At 39.0% G+C, this 16,810-nt stretch carries 27 protein-coding genes; 16 read left to right on the top strand and 11 right to left on the bottom strand.

What is annotated here, in order from left to right; translation table 11 throughout:
• Positions 1-57: 57 nt before the first annotated feature.
• From ACFIKQ_RS05210 to ACFIKQ_RS05175, 8 genes are all read right to left on the bottom strand, one after another.
• Positions 58-498 carry a hypothetical protein gene (locus ACFIKQ_RS05210; protein ID WP_375656100.1) on the bottom strand — a complete coding sequence of 147 codons (441 nt, stop codon included), beginning with the start codon at positions 496-498 and terminating at the stop codon, positions 58-60.
• Complete coding sequence (locus ACFIKQ_RS05205; protein WP_375656099.1) at positions 495-1,037, bottom strand: hypothetical protein; 543 nt, start codon at positions 1,035-1,037, stop codon at positions 495-497. Before ACFIKQ_RS05205 ends, ACFIKQ_RS05210 begins: the two co-directional genes overlap by 4 nt.
• On the bottom strand, positions 1,034-1,882 hold the full coding sequence (locus ACFIKQ_RS05200; protein ID WP_375656098.1) for a hypothetical protein: 849 nt from the start codon (positions 1,880-1,882) through the stop codon (positions 1,034-1,036). The genes ACFIKQ_RS05205 and ACFIKQ_RS05200 overlap by 4 nt, the downstream gene beginning before the upstream one ends.
• A gap of 11 nt (positions 1,883-1,893) precedes the next feature.
• Positions 1,894-2,211, bottom strand: coding sequence for a hypothetical protein (locus ACFIKQ_RS05195; protein WP_156850804.1), 318 nt, complete (start codon positions 2,209-2,211; stop codon positions 1,894-1,896).
• Between the two features lie 12 nt (positions 2,212-2,223).
• Entirely contained in the window at positions 2,224-2,952 is a 729-nt protein-coding gene (locus tag ACFIKQ_RS05190; RefSeq protein ID WP_375656123.1) for a Rha family transcriptional regulator, read from the bottom strand.
• A gap of 14 nt (positions 2,953-2,966) precedes the next feature.
• On the bottom strand, positions 2,967-3,329 hold the full coding sequence (locus tag ACFIKQ_RS05185) for an antA/AntB antirepressor family protein (RefSeq protein ID WP_375656097.1): 363 nt from the start codon (positions 3,327-3,329) through the stop codon (positions 2,967-2,969).
• 66 nt (positions 3,330-3,395) lie between these two features.
• Positions 3,396-3,770 (bottom strand): hypothetical protein, encoded by a 375-nt coding sequence (locus tag ACFIKQ_RS05180; protein ID WP_375656096.1) that lies wholly within the window; start codon positions 3,768-3,770, stop codon positions 3,396-3,398.
• Between the two features lie 170 nt (positions 3,771-3,940).
• On the bottom strand, positions 3,941-4,543 hold the full coding sequence (locus tag ACFIKQ_RS05175) for a S24 family peptidase (RefSeq protein WP_375645143.1): 603 nt from the start codon (positions 4,541-4,543) through the stop codon (positions 3,941-3,943).
• A gap of 100 nt (positions 4,544-4,643) precedes the next feature.
• Here ACFIKQ_RS05175 and ACFIKQ_RS05170 point away from each other — a divergent pair, with 100 nt between their 5' ends.
• Together ACFIKQ_RS05170 and ACFIKQ_RS05165 are read left to right on the top strand one after the other, a co-directional pair.
• The gene (locus ACFIKQ_RS05170) at positions 4,644-4,886 is read left to right on the top strand and encodes a helix-turn-helix transcriptional regulator (protein WP_375645144.1); all 243 of its coding nucleotides are present in this window, start codon (positions 4,644-4,646) and stop codon (positions 4,884-4,886) included.
• A gap of 99 nt (positions 4,887-4,985) precedes the next feature.
• The gene (locus ACFIKQ_RS05165) at positions 4,986-5,351 is read left to right on the top strand and encodes a hypothetical protein (protein WP_375645145.1); all 366 of its coding nucleotides are present in this window, start codon (positions 4,986-4,988) and stop codon (positions 5,349-5,351) included.
• An 11-nt stretch (positions 5,352-5,362) separates the two neighbouring features.
• Here ACFIKQ_RS05165 and ACFIKQ_RS05160 read toward each other — a convergent pair whose 3' ends face one another.
• A complete protein-coding gene (locus ACFIKQ_RS05160; protein WP_375645146.1) occupies positions 5,363-6,235 on the bottom strand; it encodes a hypothetical protein in 873 nt (290 codons plus the stop codon).
• Between the two features lie 29 nt (positions 6,236-6,264).
• Between ACFIKQ_RS05160 and ACFIKQ_RS05155 the strand changes: the two genes are divergently transcribed.
• The 6 genes from ACFIKQ_RS05155 (at position 6,265) to ACFIKQ_RS05130 (ending at position 10,016) form a co-directional block, all read left to right on the top strand.
• Positions 6,265-6,741: a crossover junction endodeoxyribonuclease RuvC gene (locus tag ACFIKQ_RS05155; RefSeq protein ID WP_375645147.1), complete on the top strand. Its 477-nt coding sequence runs from the start codon at positions 6,265-6,267 to the stop codon at positions 6,739-6,741.
• The gene (locus tag ACFIKQ_RS05150) at positions 6,734-7,849 is read left to right on the top strand and encodes a YdaU family protein (RefSeq protein ID WP_375656095.1); all 1,116 of its coding nucleotides are present in this window, start codon (positions 6,734-6,736) and stop codon (positions 7,847-7,849) included. The genes ACFIKQ_RS05155 and ACFIKQ_RS05150 overlap by 8 nt, the downstream gene beginning before the upstream one ends.
• Positions 7,833-8,246: a hypothetical protein gene (locus ACFIKQ_RS05145; RefSeq protein ID WP_375656094.1), complete on the top strand. Its 414-nt coding sequence runs from the start codon at positions 7,833-7,835 to the stop codon at positions 8,244-8,246. The genes ACFIKQ_RS05150 and ACFIKQ_RS05145 overlap by 17 nt, the downstream gene beginning before the upstream one ends.
• 177 nt (positions 8,247-8,423) lie before the next feature.
• On the top strand, positions 8,424-8,750 hold the full coding sequence (locus ACFIKQ_RS05140; RefSeq protein ID WP_375656093.1) for a hypothetical protein: 327 nt from the start codon (positions 8,424-8,426) through the stop codon (positions 8,748-8,750).
• Between the two features lie 271 nt (positions 8,751-9,021).
• Complete coding sequence (locus tag ACFIKQ_RS05135) at positions 9,022-9,741, top strand: phage antirepressor KilAC domain-containing protein (RefSeq protein WP_375645117.1); 720 nt, start codon at positions 9,022-9,024, stop codon at positions 9,739-9,741.
• Entirely contained in the window at positions 9,738-10,016 is a 279-nt protein-coding gene (locus ACFIKQ_RS05130; protein WP_375645118.1) for a hypothetical protein, read from the top strand. The genes ACFIKQ_RS05135 and ACFIKQ_RS05130 overlap by 4 nt, the downstream gene beginning before the upstream one ends.
• A 47-nt stretch (positions 10,017-10,063) precedes the next feature.
• Here ACFIKQ_RS05130 and ACFIKQ_RS05125 read toward each other — a convergent pair whose 3' ends face one another.
• Both ACFIKQ_RS05125 and ACFIKQ_RS05120 read right to left on the bottom strand, forming a co-directional pair.
• Positions 10,064-10,492 carry a type II toxin-antitoxin system HicB family antitoxin gene (locus tag ACFIKQ_RS05125; RefSeq protein ID WP_375645119.1) on the bottom strand — a complete coding sequence of 143 codons (429 nt, stop codon included), beginning with the start codon at positions 10,490-10,492 and terminating at the stop codon, positions 10,064-10,066.
• A 67-nt stretch (positions 10,493-10,559) separates the two neighbouring features.
• Complete coding sequence (locus ACFIKQ_RS05120) at positions 10,560-10,751, bottom strand: hypothetical protein (protein ID WP_004859817.1); 192 nt, start codon at positions 10,749-10,751, stop codon at positions 10,560-10,562.
• A 300-nt stretch (positions 10,752-11,051) separates the two neighbouring features.
• Here ACFIKQ_RS05120 and ssb point away from each other — a divergent pair, with 300 nt between their 5' ends.
• From ssb to ACFIKQ_RS05080, 8 genes are all read left to right on the top strand, one after another.
• On the top strand, positions 11,052-11,504 hold the full coding sequence (ssb, locus tag ACFIKQ_RS05115) for a single-stranded DNA-binding protein (RefSeq protein WP_375645120.1): 453 nt from the start codon (positions 11,052-11,054) through the stop codon (positions 11,502-11,504).
• Positions 11,505-11,514: 10 nt separating this feature from the next.
• The gene (locus ACFIKQ_RS05110) at positions 11,515-12,051 is read left to right on the top strand and encodes a hypothetical protein (protein ID WP_375645121.1); all 537 of its coding nucleotides are present in this window, start codon (positions 11,515-11,517) and stop codon (positions 12,049-12,051) included.
• A 67-nt stretch (positions 12,052-12,118) separates the two neighbouring features.
• Entirely contained in the window at positions 12,119-12,319 is a 201-nt protein-coding gene (locus ACFIKQ_RS05105; protein ID WP_007553727.1) for a type II toxin-antitoxin system HicA family toxin, read from the top strand.
• The gene (locus ACFIKQ_RS05100; protein WP_005864994.1) at positions 12,316-12,711 is read left to right on the top strand and encodes a type II toxin-antitoxin system HicB family antitoxin; all 396 of its coding nucleotides are present in this window, start codon (positions 12,316-12,318) and stop codon (positions 12,709-12,711) included. Before ACFIKQ_RS05105 ends, ACFIKQ_RS05100 begins: the two co-directional genes overlap by 4 nt.
• 319 nt (positions 12,712-13,030) lie before the next feature.
• On the top strand, positions 13,031-13,351 hold the full coding sequence (locus ACFIKQ_RS05095) for a hypothetical protein (RefSeq protein ID WP_375620509.1): 321 nt from the start codon (positions 13,031-13,033) through the stop codon (positions 13,349-13,351).
• 3 nt (positions 13,352-13,354) lie between these two features.
• Entirely contained in the window at positions 13,355-13,936 is a 582-nt protein-coding gene (locus ACFIKQ_RS05090) for a hypothetical protein (RefSeq protein ID WP_375656092.1), read from the top strand.
• Positions 13,937-14,304: 368 nt separating this feature from the next.
• Complete coding sequence (locus tag ACFIKQ_RS05085; protein WP_375653067.1) at positions 14,305-14,886, top strand: hypothetical protein; 582 nt, start codon at positions 14,305-14,307, stop codon at positions 14,884-14,886.
• Entirely contained in the window at positions 14,879-16,807 is a 1,929-nt protein-coding gene (locus ACFIKQ_RS05080; RefSeq protein ID WP_375653066.1) for a phage terminase large subunit family protein, read from the top strand. Before ACFIKQ_RS05085 ends, ACFIKQ_RS05080 begins: the two co-directional genes overlap by 8 nt.
• Positions 16,808-16,810: the final 3 nt, after the last annotated feature.

The raw sequence follows: 16,810 nt of genomic DNA, 5'->3' as shown, positions 1-16,810 counted from the left end.
TGCGCGCAATTCCCCCGTGGCGTGAATCACGCTTGTGTTTAAAAGTTGTTTGTGTGGTTAGAAAGAAACGTCGTCCCCTGTTAAGTTTTCTGTCTTTTCCTTGTAAACAATTTTGTAATCGGCATAAATTTGTGCATCGCCATAAATTCTTGGATCACCATCAATAATTGCATATTTGTAAATTTGTGCGTCCCCAAAAATATCCCCCCCATATACTTTTGCGTTATCATAAACTTGTGCATTGCCATAAACGCGTGCAAAATAAGCAACTTTCGCGTTACCAAACACTTTAGCGCTGTCGTAAACTTCGGCACCACAATAAACCATAGCTTCATTACTAACCCAACAGTCGGCTTCATGACTTAGGTTGTCCTCATCCTCTATAAAGCCCCCAAGGTTACCTTTCTTGACGCCACCAAAATCTCTTAATGCTCTAATTCGGTGAAGCGTAAATCCATCAACATTAATTGTTTCATCAGTAAGTTCGTATTTTCTCATCGGGTCTTTTCTCCAGTTGAGATTCTTCTATTGTCATTAATCCAGTCGTCCCAACATACACATGCTTCACCGTAAATTTTTGCATGACCGTAAACATGCGCATTACCGTAAACTTGTGCACTTCCATAAACACGCGCCCTATCGTAAATGTATGGCTCTTCGTAAACTTGTGCATTGCCATAAACTTCTGCATTATCAAAAACGTGCGGTTCACCGCAAATATATGCATCACCGTAAACTTCTGCATGACCGTAAATGCATGGTTCATCGAAAACTTCTGCTTTGCCATAAATACGAGAATTGTCGTAAACCTCGGCATAACCGTAAACATGTGCATTTTCGTAAACCTTAGCATCATCATAAACCTTGGCATAACCCCCAACCCAGCAATTGCCATCATGACTTAGATTGTCTTCTTTCTCGATATAGCCGCCAAGATCACCTTTCTTGACGTCCCCCAAATCTCTCAATGCACGAATGCGGCGGAGCGTTTTGCGCCCAACTTCGATTGTTTCATCTGTCAGTTCATATTTTTTCATCTGGTCTTTTCTCCAGTTGATATGGCGTTATAGTCATCAACGTGTGCGCTACGATAAACTTCTGCATCACCGTAAACTTTTGCTTCTCCGTAAATTTCTGCCTTATCATAAACACGTGCTTCATCGTAAACGCGTGCATCATTGTAAACTTTTGCACGCCCATGAACATGTGCATTGCCAAAAACCAAGGCATCACCAAAAACCTTGGCATAACCATAAACCTCTGCATTATGGGAAACGCATGCATTACCGTAAATTTCTGCATGATCATAAATTTTAGCATCACCATAAATCCTTGCACTATCGCCTATATGTCCGTCTTTAATTTTTGCATTGCCATAAACTTCTGCCTTATCGGAAACATATGCATAACCGTAAACATGTGCATTATCGGAAACTTTTGCTTCATTGAAAACGCGTGCACAACCGTAAACCTCTGCCTTACCGTAAACACGTGCTTCATCGAAAACGCGTGCACAATCGTAAACCTCTGCCCTACCGTAAACGCATGCCTCACCGTAAACTTCTGCTTCTCCATAAATTTCTGCCCTACCGTAAACGCGCGCTTCATCGTAAACGCGTGCGCTCTCGTAGACATGTGCATTATCGGAAACTTTTGCTTCATCGAAAACAAGTGCATTGCCATAAACACGAGCATCTCCAAAAACACAAGCCTTATACCAAATCCAACAATTGCCCTCATGGGATAAGTTGCCTTCATGCTCTATAAGACCGCCTAGGTCGTCTGCTTTAATACCACCAAAGTCTCGTAAGGCACGAATGCGGTGGAGAGTTTTGCCATCAACCTCAGTTGTTTCATCAGTAAGTTCATATTTCTTTTCCATGGTTTTTGCCTCTACCTTAAGATAGCATCACTTCCATAAAATGCTGTTTTGCCAGCTACTATGGCATTACCACCAACTTTTGCGTTATTATAAACTTCGGCATCATCATAAACCTTAGCATTTTCATAAACTTTGGCATTTTCATAAACCCATGCCTCACCACCAACCCAGCAATTGTCATCATGGCTAAGATTTCTTTCACTCTCTACCCAACCACCAAGATCACCTTTTTTAACATCTCCAAAGTCTTTTAATGCACGGATACGGTAAAGCGTTATTCTATCAACTTTAATTGTTTCATCAGTCAATTCGTATTTCTTTTTTATCATAATAACCTCCTCTTAATGCATGCTTTGTCTTTTAAGCTCTTGAGACAGCACACCAATTCCTTTTGCTGTAATTTTTGCGCAAGGAATGACCTTTTCTATTCCACTTGCGGTTTGAAGTGTGATGGTTGGACAATCCATAAGTTTCTTTTGGATTTTGTCTTGATAAGGAAGCAAATTTCCACCTGCTGCTCGTCTGTAAATCCAACCTTTTTTCTGTAAGAAGAGAATGAACTGTTTTGGTTGCATTTCGAGTATTTTAGCGGCTTCTGTAAGACCGAAGAGTCCATTATGGCGCTGTAAGCTTTCAAGAGCCATTGCCTTTGGTTTTAAATTTGCAATAATATTATCTTTTTGTTCATTTTCATTTTTGAGATACGTTAAAACACCAAGCATAACTTGAGGGCTTGAGTAGTCGATTTGTGGTATTGCTGCTTGCTTTTCCAATTCTTGCCAACGGTCTATAATCCTAGCACGTAATGTCATACTGTAGCCCGAAACTAAAATGAGGCATTCACGTTTAGGGAGATTGTAACAGTTTTGCGTCTTACCTTGTTTATCTAAATAGGTGGATCCAAATTTGGATTGACCCCCTTCAGGATATAATTCTCCTAACATTTGCCGAATATCACGCATAATATGCGCATGTTGCTTACCGCATAACTCTGCAATTTCACGACTAGACATCGTTTGAACTGTTGTGTTTTGAAAATTGTTTTCAGATGTTATAATAAGGCTTTTCATCATCACCCCCTTAATTAAGAAAAACACAAGTTTTGGTATAATATTATGCCATAGTTTCTATGGCGCTCTGCTTTAGCGATTTTCCTTGCTGCGTGAATTTTGAAGTGATGATTATTGGTTTTATCTGTCTCTATTTCAGATTTTGGACAAATCTTCTGTCTGTTCCATTCTTGTTTTGTAAAAACAAAATCCATGCCTTCTTTTAGATCAAGCTTTTCAACACAATCATTAAACCAAGTGGAAAAATCTTGTTTCAAATGTAAGTACCTATGCATTACATGGGCATTGACCATTTGGACATAACCGATTTTGTTGTCTACCTCGTTTTCAGGCGTGAGATATCCTTCACTATGAATATGAGTATCATGTGTGGTCATAAGTTTACTCTAATCAATTATTGATGGGAAAAGGGGAGGCGCTTTTAAAAGCGCCCTTTAGAATTTTTAAAGCACATCACAAGGACGCAAACGGTGTTGTTGTTCGTAAGTACCGTAAATCTCATCATTATATTTTTCGTCTGCGATCTCGTCTAAAAGTCTATTGTAAACATCACTTTCACGTACAAAGTAATGAACCTTACTATCCTCATGGAGATGTTCGATATTTGCTTCTACATATGCGTCTGCAATCTCTTCAGAGATATCTTCACAATTATTCTCAGAAGGATTTATACGAAAGATTTGGATTGCATCATCTACCTCATCAACAATGCTTAGAATTTGGCTTGCATCAAGTGGTCCAGACTCTGCAATGTGTTGATCTTTATCGTAGGCAACTAATAAAATTTCATTGGAATTTATAAGAATTGGCTTATCCATAATTTTTCCTCCCTAACGCCTCTTGGCGATTGTTTGTGCGTGGTTTGTATAATTACTTATACGTAAATGTATAAATAGAAGCAAGCAAAAAATCGCATATATTTCATTTTTTTTTCATTTTCACTTAAATGTCATCTTCACAAGCAATAGAATCAAAAACTTTATTGGGATTATTTCATAAGTAGACGATAGGATTTGCGCGGTAATATTGCAACTATTTCTCCAACCCATTTTATCTTAGCATTTTTAATAGGTAGCGCATTCCATGATTTGAGTACAATGCCCTCTGAAGAGCGAGTAATTTGTTTGATGAAACGCCTATTATCTTCTGTTAGAACGACAACTTCATCACCGTAATAATCGCTCATTGGCTTTGTTTGCAGATGTTTAACTACGATTAAATCACCATCTTTATACACGGGATACATGGAATCTCCACGAACCATGAATCCTATTGTTTCAAAAGGCAAATCAAATGGTATTTCGATTGTTTCAAGCCCATCTTCTGGGATTTGCTCAACATCGGTATCAATCTCTAATCCTGCTCCTACATACCCCATAACAGGAACAAGTGTAGTAATTTGATTATAACCTTTTAAGCTTTTATAAAGTTCTAAAATTGCGTCTCTGTGTGAACCTCTGGGATCTGATTCACTTCCTAACCATCTTGATACGGTCGCTTGGGTTACATTTAGTCTATCGGCAAGATCTTTTTGATTAAGACCAAACTCAGATTGCAATACTTGCAATGTCGCAATGATATTTTTCGTCATAATTAGTTACTTATGATTTTAAAATTAAAAAAATCTATTGTTTTTTTTAATTAACTCTATACAATTGCGTATATGGTTAAAATTAAGGAGCTTAACTCAAATGGACACAGAGGAAAAATTAAAGATTAAATCTATCCGAAAGTGTTTATCGCTAACACAAAAGGAATTAGCAGATATTTTAGGTGTTAAGCAAGCTTCTGTTTGTCGTTGGGAACAAGGCAAAGGACTATCTTTAAATAGTTATTTAAAGCTGCAAAAGTTGAAGGATAGTTCTAGCTCTATGCCTGCTTTTACTACTTCTACAGATAATAACGAACATCAACAGCAGCATTCACACTCTTAAAGAAGAAAGATCATGAGAAACGGAATATTGAAGAAACTCTACACCCAGTTTTGTAGATTAATAGGTTGCAATACGAAAATCAAGAATGGAGGCAGATTGGTGGAAGAATGGAGAAAAGTACCATATCGTGACTGTAGCGTAGAAGATCTTGTGAAACGACACGAAACTCACACAACAATTCTTAAAAAACGAGAAGAATGCCATAAGTCAAAATTTGATAGTTGGATGAGATGGCATGAAGCCACTCTTGCAGAGCGAGATAAGTCAATTGAACAACAGCAAGTAGTACTTGAAAACCTATCCACTTTAATTAAGCAAAAAAATAAAACGCTGCATAAACAAAGATTAAAATTGGATTTACAGATGAGAGTTATTGATGAATTAAATAATAAAATCAATTATTTAATCAACAAAAAAGAAGAACCCAGATTGACGGATTTTGTTTTTGCAGGAGAAGTTTTTTAATTCTGGTGTCATTAATCCCAAAAATGAGGGTCGTTAATTAAAAGCGGATCTTTGGGATTAACTTCATAATAAGTCTCTTTTAAACGTGGATATGAAGCCCAAAAATGAACGGTGAATGTTTCCTCTGGATTAACAATTGAAGTGTGTTCAAGTGTAAAATTTGCAATGTTGCGAGAATTAGGCTTACGGCAGGTAATCATGAAATCTAAAAAAGTACAGCGTTTAGCGGATATAATAAAAAAATTTAAAGCATACTCTGATGAAGCATTTGATTTTATATTTTCGGGACATAACGCAATGAGTTTGGGCGTTGTCCTTTTAATAACGAGGTGCCCCTCCGAAGACTCAAATTTCCATTGAGTAAAAGGACAAGCGTTTTTAACAAACTTAAAGGGACTGTTTTTCGATATGCGTATATTCTTTATCATCATATCTTGTGTCGTAAGATTTTTAATGCACAGCTTTACCTTAACATGGGGAGTACCTTTATATTCTTGTGGGAGGAATATTGCCTTCAATTTTAAATATGGTCCCAAATCCCGTGCTTTTTTATCTTCTAATAGAATAGCTGTCTGGATTTCTGATGCTATAGTTTGTCGTTGGAAGATTTTAAGTTGTTTTTTTAAGCTTCGTTGTTGCACAAAAAGTGTCACCATTCCAGTAACTATCGTAGCAATGATAGGAGCAATCGTAAGATTATCACTTATCCAGTGCAGCAAAAATACAGCACTATCATTTATCCGGTGCAATAAAAATACAACCTTATCAACTACCCATTCTTGCATCATAACTCCCCCCACTTTTTTAGAATCGTTGGGAGGATACTTTTTCATAAACATTTTTTCAAGACAAGCAATCACAACACGCTCTGTCATAGCAAACATATAAATACGTAGAGCCTTAAGGGGGGATTATGATCACTAACGCACAAACCATTTTATGTCTTGATCTAGGGACCAAGACAGGCTGGGCGATATGCGGTGCGGATGGTCACATAACAAGCGATACAGAAGATTTTCAATCACGCCGTTTTGAAGGCGGTGGTATGCGTTATTTACGCTTTAAACGGTGGCTTACTGAACTAAAGAGGTCTGTTGATGAAATTGACGCAGTGTATTTTGAAGAGGTGCGCCGGCATGTGGGTACAGACGCTTCTCATATTTATGGGGGCTTTCTAGCAACCTTAACAGCGTGGTGTGAACATCATCAGATACCATATGAAGGCATTCCTGTTGGCACAATTAAGAAGGCAACAACAGGAAAAGGCAACGCCTCAAAAGAAGAAATGATTAAGGCGGTATGTGCAAAAGGACATGTGCCTAAAGACGACAACGAAGCAGATGCTTTAGCAATTTTATATTTAATGAAAGAAGGGGGCGCGCATGTCTAATGCAATGCCATGGATAAGATTCCATTTGTATGACTGGATAAGTGGTACAGACGGAATGACGTTAGAGCAAAGGGGCGCTTATATGACGCTTCTCGTTCGCATGTATGATAAAAAAGCACCAATTAAAGAAGATTTTGAAACGCTTGCACGTGCTTGCAATTGTTCGCAGAAAAAATTTGCAGATATTGTCGAATATCTCATGAGGAATGATAAACTTATTGAGACAGATAATGGATTGTGGAATACGCGCGTTGAAGAAGAGCTAAACGATTTTGCTGATAAAAAAGAGCACATATCGCAAGTTCGTAGTGAGGCTGGTAAAAAAGGTGCAAAAGCAAAAAACAATATAAAACAACATATTAATAATTTTGCTGAAGCAAATGATAAGCAAAACGTTTTTTTTGCTGAAGCAAACGATAAGCAAAATCAAGCTATAAAGAACCAGAATAAGAATATATATAAAAAAACTAATACTATCGTATTAGCAAAAAAAGAAATTGGTTCTGAAAGTTTAGAAACAAACGATTTGGTTGACGAGCCAACAGAGGTTGCTGCTGTTGAAACCACATCAGAGCAAATCACAACCTCATCAGACAACCAACCTCCCATTCACGAGCAAGAGAACGTTCCCAAAAAAGCAAAACGAGCGAAAGCTAATCGCGGTTGTCGATTGCCAGATGATTTCAAACCTAATTTGCAATACGCAATCGATAAAGGCTTAACCCATGATGAGGCGCTGTTAGAAGTCGAACGGTTCAGAAATTTTTGGCTGGCAAAATCCGGAGCAAATGCAAACAAAACAGATTGGCCGGCGACATGGCGAAACTGGATTATACATCCAGAGTACGGAGCGCTATCCAAGAAACAAACACAAACACTTAGAGGTTATCATGGAAAATTCACTCAGAAAACTTTCACAGAACAGCTTGCAGAAGGCTTCAACGAACTCAGAGATCATCTCTCATCTGGAGAAGATTATGGAAATGATCAGTCCGGGGTATCCATTGACGCTGAAAGCTGGGAATACATTGACGAAACAGGAGGAAGCGCAAACCTTAGATGCTTGCAATCGTCTACAAGCGTTGCTCTCTGTGAAAGCTTCAGTTAAGCAAATTGAGCAAACTTCTTTCCTACTCTCAAGCATGAGAGTCCCTGCGAACACAGATTCCAAAGCCGTTGTCCTATCCTATAGCATGATGCTGGAACGGATTTCAGCATATGCTCTGAAAAAGGGCGTCGAAGATATCGTAACTGGTCAAGCAATTGGGATATCAAAAACATTTATGCCAACTTGTGGAGAGCTTTTAACTTATTGCCAGACACTAGAAAATACCCTTCTTTCAAAAGCCGAAAGTGTACGTAGAGCAATTGAAAACACACGTGAGAAAGCACTCAAAGAAAAAACAACGAAAGAGCATTTTCGACCACTAACGCTTGTTCACAAGCAAGAGCTTGAAGAAACTTTAAATGGTCTTGGGGGAGCAGTGAAAAACATTGCAAGTTAGCAAAATAGTGAAAAGTGCTGATCATTTTGGGATTAGACATGCGTTTAAATCGACAAAAAGATACCATACAAAGCGATTTAAAGATTTTACGATGAAAACCATATCTATAATATAAAACGCTCTGTACGGTCAAATTTTAGGTAAATAGACCAATTGGTAAAATTATGGACTAAAAACATGAGAATATTAAAAGACCTGTTCTTAAAAAAACGTAAACAACCCATGCAAAAAGAGTTTGTTGCGACAGCTGTTGGTTATGTTCCTTGGGGGGACGGAGCAGAGGAGTATTTTTACAACCTCTACAAATATGAAGACGGCACAAGAGAATGTGAAAAGTTTGATGGCGGCCAGTATTATACCACACCAGAAAATGCGGATTTTAGTACCAAAGCGCAAGTGAAAGCTTGGGTTTATGGGGGTGGTATTCCGAAAAGCGTTCTCAATTACGAACCTCTCATAGATGAGATCAACAAGGAGATAAAAAAATTATCAGAAGTAGCTTGACATTATTACAGCAATATGAATAATCGAATCAGGTGCCTAACAAACACCTTAAAACAACTAGCGGATTGGTTGCCGAAATAACTGTTTTTCCGCAATTTAAAAGCTTTGACTCGTTATATGTTATACGCATATAATGATCTTGTCGGGTGTGGTTATGCTATAAAATACCTTCACGGGGAAAGCATAACGACGGGCTAGTTGCCGTGTTTGTTAGCGCCCGGCACTCTTTTTTAGAGTGTCATTAACAAACGTCTAACAACTAGGAGTTCTCATGAACACTCTTATAGAAATTAAAGGAAGTGCTACTAATGGTGCTACCACTCAGACTATGTCTAGCATTGAAATTGCGGGGGTATGTAGTAAGAAGCATAAAAATGTTATGCGAGACATTAAACAAATATTTAGCGAGCTCAAATTTGAGCCGGCTAAGTTTTTAAGCAGTTATATTGATGAACAAGGAAAAACACGCCCTTGTTATAATTTACCCAAACGTGAATGTTTAATTCTTGTTTCTGGTTACAGCACTGCTTTACGAGCTAAAATCATTGACCGTTGGCAAGAATTGGAAAAACAAGTAGCAACACCGCAAATTGATTATTCAAGTCCTCAAGCAATGATTGGCTTTTTGACACATCTACAAAACCAAATCGAGCAAAAGGATAACACCATTGCCGAATTAGCACCAAAAGCAAAAGCTTTGGAAGGCTTAAAACGCTCTGATGGTTTGTTTGGCTTAATTGAAGCAGCAAAGATGTTAGAGGTACGACCAAAAGATTTAACGGATTACTTGCGTAAACATGATTGGGTGTATCGACGGGCTCCAGGGGCGCCACTGTTACCTTATCAAGACAAAATTAAGAAAGGATTTATGGATTGCCCTGCTATTACCATTCAAAGACCGGATGGTACAGAAAAGGTGCTGCCTTCAACGAAAATCACATCTAGAGGATTAGCTTGTTTGAGAGAACAAATCCATGGAGGTGTACAATGAACACCAGTGTCGACTTCTTATGCGATTTATGGATAGCGTTGGCTCAATTTTCCAATCATCAAAGCGTTGGAGATGAGGATTGTAACACGCTGGTGCAGGTCATGGGCGTGGTGGAAAAAGCTTTGATTTTAGAACTTCAAGATGAAGTGCCCAATTTTACAAAGATTCTGGCAGTTCTTACAGATTTCGGAGCTTCAGAGTTTCCCATGGCTATGAATCCTTTTTTGAAAGCTTACGAACCAAATTTGGAGAGCCCCATTAAAAAGGTTGCTTAATTAAAAAATAGAACTCCCTTCCCCATCTTTACAAGGTGGGGAGGAAGTTAAGCCGCATTTTTGATTGTAATAATGACTTGCTTGCCAAGAACGCTCAGTGTTTGCTCTAGTGTTTGAAGCTTAGTTGGATAATTGGGATCAAGAATGCGTCTTGCTTCTGTTTCTTTTTTACCCAAACGATTAGCCAATTCTGTTTTTGTGATATTCGCTTCATTAAAGGCTTCTACCACTGCAAGTTTAAGAGCATTCCAAGCATCTACCGTGACCTTTACAAGACCTTTATATTGCTGTGGTACTGGTAAAGGTAAACCGCGCATAGGATAGCTCCGTAATGCTAACCCTAAAGCTTCAACAGCATTCTCTAATGCCTCTGCTCTATTTTCTCCAGCTGTTATTGCTTCTGGTACATCTGGAAAGGTTACAATAAAACCACCATCTGGATCAGATTCCAGTTTTGCTTGATAAGTGTATTCCATGTTTAGGTCTCCTCGCCATAATCGAAATGCTTTTGAAACGAAAATTTAAAGCTGTTGAGAGAATAACTCATACCCCCAACTGCTTTTTTATTATTTTCACGTAAAGTGGGGTCAATTCACCAGATTTTATAACGGTTGTCTTATCTCCAAAAGTTACCAAATAATGTGACCCTTTACCTGCATCAGGAGCTTCACTATAATGAATGCCTCTTTTTCTGGCTTCTTTACGTAATTCCCTAAGCAGCGCTTCTCGTTTCATTTAGCCTCCCCTTTCTGCATAAAATGAATATCGCACAAAAAGGTTCGATAGTCAACAATAAATCGAACAAAAAAGTTTGATACAGACTCTTAATGAAAGGATATTTATTGAAAAGTTAAAAGCAGAAATAAGAAAGCCGTGCCATTTGTGCGACATAGTTTTTTGATGAATAATTTGTCAAATAATATTATAATGTAATACTTAAAAAAACTGTTATTAACAAACTGAAATAATTGAATAAATATGCAATTTATGCTAAGATTTTTATGTATAAATTGCAAATCTAATGGGGCTACAAATATGCTAAATAAAGTGACGTTAATCGGACGCCTTGGTGCTAATCCCGAAAGCAAAACAATGAATTCTGGAGCAGAAATAGTCAATTTTAGTATAGCGACTTCTGAGAGCTATACAGATAAAAAAACCAATCAAAAAGTAGAGAAAACAGAATGGCATTCCGTGGTGATTTTTAATCCACATTTGGCAAAAATTGCACTTCAATATCTAAACAAAGGCTCAAAGGTTTACATAGAAGGAAAATTACAGACACGCAAATGGCAAGATAAAAATGGGCATGACCGTTACACAACAGAGATTGTCTTACCACAATTCAAAGGCGAGTTGTATTTGCTTGATGCGAAGAAAGAGCAATCAGCATCCCCTACCCCTTCACCCATTACTTCTCAAAATTATGCTATCGCTTCAGGTGCTCAAGATTATAGAACAGCTCTTAACGATAGCGTCCCATTCTGATTGATAACATATGACAAAGAGAAAAAAACGTACAAAACGCGGACGTCCTCGGATTAAAGGATGCATAAGAGAACCAAACGGACGCATCTCACGAGCAAAAACACCGCATGAACCCATGGATAAATTGGCAATTGAAATGCGTGCCAAACGCTTCTGTTTGACCATAGAAGAGGCTAAAAATCCACTTTCCAGTACCTATATTGGGCGGCTTTATTTGCAAGGCGAAATCAATCAAGACCAATATGATGCTGCGCAAAAATATCTTGAAGTGAAAAACAATTACCTATGTGCAAAAGGATTGCCTAATGCAATTTATGATAACTTTACTCCTTCATCAAATGAGGAGGCACAAAAACGGTGGATTGCAAGAGCAACTCATTGTTATGAAGTGACGAAAGAGGCTATCAAAGAAGCACAACACCTCTATAGACAGTATAATCTTTATGCTGCATTACAATATCTTGTTATAGAAGATCAATCGCTAACACATCTTGTTAGTTCTTTGCGTATTGTTCTTAATGCGCTTCATAAGCACTTTAGCCGTTAAAAAAGAATTGACATCAGATGAAAAATCATTAAAATGTGTATATATTTACACATTATGAGTTTAGGGAATGGAACAAGATAGCCGAAAAATCATTGCAAAATTAAAGCGTGATGGCTTTGAACTTGTCAAAGTAAAAGGTTCTCATCATAAATTAAAAAAAGATGGTAAGGTTGTTATTGTTCCACATCCTAAAAAAAATCTTCCGATTGGTACAGCACGTTCTATCGCACAACAAGCAGGTTGGTTAAAAAAAGGAGAAGAAAAATGAAAAGATTTTTTGCTCTTGTTCATAAAGATGAAGATTCTGCTTTTGGTGTTCAGTTTCCTGATTTTGAGGGACTTTTTTCTGCTGCTGATGAGGAAGAAAATTTAATCGCAAACGCAACAGAAGCACTTCAACTTTATTGTGAAGATATAGATATAGTGCCCATTCCTTCAAAATTTGAGGAAGTCATACAACGGGAATCTGTCAAAACAGCTTTGTCAGAAGGAGCTTTTTTAATACAAGTCCCATTTATTGAAAATGATGCAGAAGTGGTACGTACGAATATATCTATTGAAAGAGGACTCTTACGTGCAATTGATGATTGTGCACAAGAAAGAGGTTTAACAAGATCTGCTTTTTTGGCAACAGCAGCGCGTCACGAGCTTAATATTTAGATTTTCTTCTTTTTTGGCTGTGTCAATACATACCTTTTTGTTTCTAAAAACACCATATTTAGGTAAAAAAATAAAAAAAATACAAGATCATGATTTTTTTTGTTGACATGATGTAAAAAATCGTATTTAATGACGGCACGGCACTGGTCGTATTGTGTCTAAAATTCAAAAATATCCCCTAAAAATTCAGTAAAATGTGAACTTGAAACGTGGCTAGAAAGCCCTGTTTTCTCGGTAATTCTGGCTAATCAATTTTTCACAGAATAAAAATCAATATTTGACTAATGATGTCATTAATTATGACTCAAAAGGAGCAATGATGAAAGCTGTCATCACTAAGCCAATGTGTGTTGTTGGAGACAATAAAAGCACTGTTCGCTTTGAACCATCAACACCCAATAATCCATTTGTTGAAGTTTCCAATCAAGTCTACGCACGTCTCAAGCGCGCTAATGCTGTAAAACCTTTTATTGGAGTCAAGACAACAGCAAAAACAGACAAGGCAGTTGAACAAATTAAGCAGATAAAACAAGAAGCCGTACAAACATCGTCTGAACCAGTGACAAAGGAAATTCCACTCGAACAGCCAAAAGCATCTAAAGCTTCTAAGTCATCAACACCTACCCCCAAAAAGGCTTAGAAGTTGAAGTTAATCATCCACCAAAAATGGTATCTTCAACAGGTGAAGGATACCTTCACCAATCTTCAAGCACCACGCCTTAATTGGGCTTTGCGTAATGCTGTAAATACCTCTGCAAAACAAGTCGAACGCTTTGCAGAAAAACAAATTGCCGATGTTACATCTGCCCAATCAAAGCGTGTCAAAAAAGGCGTTTATATTAAAGGAAAGGCTACTGCAAAGCTTCTCGAGACAGATATCATTGGTTCTGGAACACCGATACCTCTTAAATTTTTTCAAGCAAGAGAAACAAAACGCGGCGTAACTTACACAATGTTTGGAAAAAAAGAAATCTTACCCCATGGATTTATTTGCGGTGGAAAATTTCCTAAGCGTGTTACGCTAAAAATGGGAAACAATGTTTTTCAAAGAGCAGATGGAGATCAATTCCCTATTGCAAAACAAGAAGGACCCTCAATTGCTGGAGTTATGTCCAAGCCAAAAATTGCAAGTACTATTGTAAAAAAAGCCAATGAGAGATTAATTGCCAACATACAGTACCAACTTGCTCGTCAAGAATATGCCGCCAATAAGAAAACTAAATAATGCTCTTAAGCTATGTCAACACACTACTCACTTTAATTGTAATTTTTAAAGCAGATTATCACTTGCGCTTTGGTTTTCTCCAGAAAAAATACAATAAAATCAATGCAAAAGGTACTTCCCAGCGGGTTGGGTCTGTTGCGGGGCAGGCGAGCGCGAACTATCGCTAGCGACAGAATTTTCAAATTGACTGTACATTGTACACTTAACTTATTGATAAATAATGATTTTAGTGTGTACAGTATGATATGTAAAATGTCTCCTTATCGCATTGAAGCCCGTTTTTCAGTTCGTGATGTAAAGCTTTCTTTCTTGGTACGCCGAAAGCCCCGTTCCTCAAGATGAGAAAAAAATCAAGGCAAGGAGCAACTATGAATAAGAAAACGCGTAAGGGTCTATCGGTTCGTGCGTTTGCAAAAAAGATGGGTGTTTCACATAATGCGGTGGTTTCTCGGATAAAGACAGGTAAATTTGATGCAGCTCTTTTTGAAGATGGTTCTGTCAATGAAGCGCTTGCAACAGCTATCTGGAATGAGAATCCAACAAAGCGCCCTGCTTCACTTTTAGCGCCTGATGGACAACCGCGAACAAAGATCAAACAAGCCTCCACAGATGGAGCCAATGAATACAAGATAAAACTGGAGCGGATGCAAGTTGCCCTTGAAAGCGAAAAGATTGCCCTTGAACGACTACGCGAAACCACTGTTGATCGAGAAGAAATGAAAAAGGCAGCGCGTGAGTTTGGAAGAGCGCACCGTGATGCTATGTTGAATTTTCCTCATCGTTTTGGTGCAAGCATTGCTGCACAAGTTGGATGTGATGCGGCCAGCCTTATTGGTGCTATTGATTATTATATGAGAACCGCTTTGCTTGAGGCGGTTAATATTCCAGTGCCTTTTCATGATCCTCATTCTCCAGAGTTAGAGCACTTGCAAGAAACGAATAATGGATGAAAATGCAGTCGAAGAATTTTTCGCCAATGCCAATGACGCACGACAACCAGACCCACCGTACACGGTTTCGCAATGGGCGGACAAGAATAGGTATCTTAGCACCGTAGCAAGTGCTGAGCCTGGGCTTTGGAGAACAAAGCGTACCCCTTATTTGCGTGAAATCATGGATAACCTTTCCTCTTACGTGCCAATTGAAACAACCATTGTCATGAAAGGGGCGCAGATTGGCATGTCAGAAGCAGGATTGAACTTTTGCGGTTATGCCATTCATTATAGTCCGGGACCTGCCCTTTATGTGATGCCAACGGTTGAGACAGCGAAGAAATTATCAAAAACCCGTCTTGACCCAATGATTATGGCAAGCCCTGCTTTAAGCGAACGCATTGCCCCAGCGCGGGCACGCGACAGCGGTAATACAATGTTTTCGAAAGAGTTTGATGGTGGTGCATTGATGCTTACAGGAGCAAACAGTGCAGCTGGTTTGCGTTCCATGCCTATTCGTTATCTGATTTTGGATGAGGTGGATGCCTATCCTCTCAGTGTGGATAACGAAGGTGATCCGGTGATGATTGCTGAAAAGCGAACCTCAACCTTTGTGCAGAGAAAGATTTTTAAATTGTCCACACCAACACACCGTGACACAAGCCGTATCGCCAAGGATTTTGTGCTAGGAGACCAGCGATATTACAATGTCCCTTGTGATGCATGTGGTGTTCTACAGCCCATTGTTTGGTCACAAATTAAGTGGCCAAAAGGCGCCCCCGAAAAAGCTGTGTTTGTTTGTGCACATTGTGGTCATGAACATGCTGAGCACAGAAAAACAGATCTCATGAGTGAAGAAAGAGGTGCGTGCTGGGTGCCTACGAGTGAATCAAGCAGACCGAATTTGCGTTCTTACCATATTTCGGCACTCTATTCACCTTGGCTTACTTGGGGGGAATGCGCAAGAGAGTTTTTAGATGCCAAGGATGATCCGGCACTTTTGCAGCCTTTTGTCAACACAGTGCTTGGAGAGCCATGGGAAGACAGAACAGGCGAAGTTGTTGACCCTGATAGCCTCTATGCAAAACGCGAAGATTATCCATTGGCACCAGAACAAGCCGTGTTGTTAACAGCGGGTATTGATGTGCAAAATGACCGCTTAGAACTTGAAGTGGTGGGATGGGGACGCAGTGAAGAAAGCTGGCATATTGATTATCACGTCATTCCTGGTGATCCCTCTTCTTTTGAAGTATGGGACCAATTGGATGAATATCTTACAAGACGCTGGCCGCATCTAGGCTATAAAGATGGCATCAAGATAACGGCTGCTTGTATTGATACCGGTGGTGGACACACACAAGCGGTTTATAATTACGTGCGCCCGCGTGAGGGACGCCGTATCTGGGGGATTAAGGGGCAAGCGGGATGGCGTGCGGTATGGCCGCGCCGTCCAAGTAGAAACAACAAAGGACAGATCAATCTCTATATTGTTGGTGTTGATGCAGCAAAAGATATTATCACGGCACGGTTTAAAAAATCCGGTCCTGAAGCATCGGGTGCTGGTGCAACACACTTTCACAAAAACCTTGATCGGGAATATTTTGACCAGCTAACCGCTGAAAGAAAAGTCATCAAATATTTTAAAGGCTTCAAGCGCATTGAATGGCAAAAAAGCGAAAAGGCAAGAAATGAAGCCTTGGACTGTAGGGTCTATGCTTATGCTGCTTTACAAGGTCTGATTTCGGCAGGAATAAACCTTAATCGAGAAGTCGATATCTTAGAAGAGCGTCTGGAAAAACTTAAAATTGAAGGCTCTTTAGAGCAGCCAACACCAAGACATGCCCCTTCTCCTGCTCCAAGAAGATCTCAGACAGCACAGCCTCAAAGGAAACAATCCAGAACGGTGATGAATCCTTATATGCAAGGGGATTGGAGGTAATTT

The organism is Bartonella sp. MR63HLJHH (genome assembly GCF_042194155.1).
Lineage (GTDB): Bacteria > Pseudomonadota > Alphaproteobacteria > Rhizobiales > Rhizobiaceae > Bartonella > Bartonella grahamii.
Note: the sequence above shows the minus strand (reverse complement) of the source record. Positions and strands in the feature narration are given on the sequence as shown.

What these genes read in the sequence shown, in the direction of transcription:
- ACFIKQ_RS05210 (WP_375656100.1), bottom strand. Translation starts at nt 498, where the DNA reads ATGAGAAAATACGAACTTACTGATGAAACAATTAATGTTGATGGATTT.
- ACFIKQ_RS05205 (WP_375656099.1), bottom strand. Translation starts at nt 1,037, where the DNA reads ATGAAAAAATATGAACTGACAGATGAAACAATCGAAGTTGGGCGCAAA.
- ACFIKQ_RS05200 (WP_375656098.1), bottom strand. Translation starts at nt 1,882, where the DNA reads ATGGAAAAGAAATATGAACTTACTGATGAAACAACTGAGGTTGATGGC.
- ACFIKQ_RS05195 (WP_156850804.1), bottom strand. Translation starts at nt 2,211, where the DNA reads ATGATAAAAAAGAAATACGAATTGACTGATGAAACAATTAAAGTTGAT.
- ACFIKQ_RS05190 (WP_375656123.1), bottom strand. Translation starts at nt 2,952, where the DNA reads ATGAAAAGCCTTATTATAACATCTGAAAACAATTTTCAAAACACAACA.
- ACFIKQ_RS05185 (WP_375656097.1), bottom strand. Translation starts at nt 3,329, where the DNA reads ATGACCACACATGATACTCATATTCATAGTGAAGGATATCTCACGCCT.
- ACFIKQ_RS05180 (WP_375656096.1), bottom strand. Translation starts at nt 3,770, where the DNA reads ATGGATAAGCCAATTCTTATAAATTCCAATGAAATTTTATTAGTTGCC.
- ACFIKQ_RS05175 (WP_375645143.1), bottom strand. Translation starts at nt 4,543, where the DNA reads ATGACGAAAAATATCATTGCGACATTGCAAGTATTGCAATCTGAGTTT.
- ACFIKQ_RS05170 (WP_375645144.1), top strand. Translation starts at nt 4,644, where the DNA reads ATGGACACAGAGGAAAAATTAAAGATTAAATCTATCCGAAAGTGTTTA.
- ACFIKQ_RS05160 (WP_375645146.1), bottom strand. Translation starts at nt 6,235, where the DNA reads ATGTTTGCTATGACAGAGCGTGTTGTGATTGCTTGTCTTGAAAAAATG.
- ACFIKQ_RS05155 (WP_375645147.1), top strand. Translation starts at nt 6,265, where the DNA reads ATGATCACTAACGCACAAACCATTTTATGTCTTGATCTAGGGACCAAG.
- ACFIKQ_RS05150 (WP_375656095.1), top strand. Translation starts at nt 6,734, where the DNA reads ATGTCTAATGCAATGCCATGGATAAGATTCCATTTGTATGACTGGATA.
- ACFIKQ_RS05140 (WP_375656093.1), top strand. Translation starts at nt 8,424, where the DNA reads ATGAGAATATTAAAAGACCTGTTCTTAAAAAAACGTAAACAACCCATG.
- ACFIKQ_RS05135 (WP_375645117.1), top strand. Translation starts at nt 9,022, where the DNA reads ATGAACACTCTTATAGAAATTAAAGGAAGTGCTACTAATGGTGCTACC.
- ACFIKQ_RS05130 (WP_375645118.1), top strand. Translation starts at nt 9,738, where the DNA reads ATGAACACCAGTGTCGACTTCTTATGCGATTTATGGATAGCGTTGGCT.
- ACFIKQ_RS05125 (WP_375645119.1), bottom strand. Translation starts at nt 10,492, where the DNA reads ATGGAATACACTTATCAAGCAAAACTGGAATCTGATCCAGATGGTGGT.
- ACFIKQ_RS05120 (WP_004859817.1), bottom strand. Translation starts at nt 10,751, where the DNA reads ATGAAACGAGAAGCGCTGCTTAGGGAATTACGTAAAGAAGCCAGAAAA.
- ssb (WP_375645120.1), top strand. Translation starts at nt 11,052, where the DNA reads ATGCTAAATAAAGTGACGTTAATCGGACGCCTTGGTGCTAATCCCGAA.
- ACFIKQ_RS05110 (WP_375645121.1), top strand. Translation starts at nt 11,515, where the DNA reads ATGACAAAGAGAAAAAAACGTACAAAACGCGGACGTCCTCGGATTAAA.
- ACFIKQ_RS05105 (WP_007553727.1), top strand. Translation starts at nt 12,119, where the DNA reads ATGGAACAAGATAGCCGAAAAATCATTGCAAAATTAAAGCGTGATGGC.
- ACFIKQ_RS05100 (WP_005864994.1), top strand. Translation starts at nt 12,316, where the DNA reads ATGAAAAGATTTTTTGCTCTTGTTCATAAAGATGAAGATTCTGCTTTT.
- ACFIKQ_RS05095 (WP_375620509.1), top strand. Translation starts at nt 13,031, where the DNA reads ATGAAAGCTGTCATCACTAAGCCAATGTGTGTTGTTGGAGACAATAAA.
- ACFIKQ_RS05085 (WP_375653067.1), top strand. Translation starts at nt 14,305, where the DNA reads ATGAATAAGAAAACGCGTAAGGGTCTATCGGTTCGTGCGTTTGCAAAA.
- ACFIKQ_RS05080 (WP_375653066.1), top strand. Translation starts at nt 14,879, where the DNA reads ATGGATGAAAATGCAGTCGAAGAATTTTTCGCCAATGCCAATGACGCA.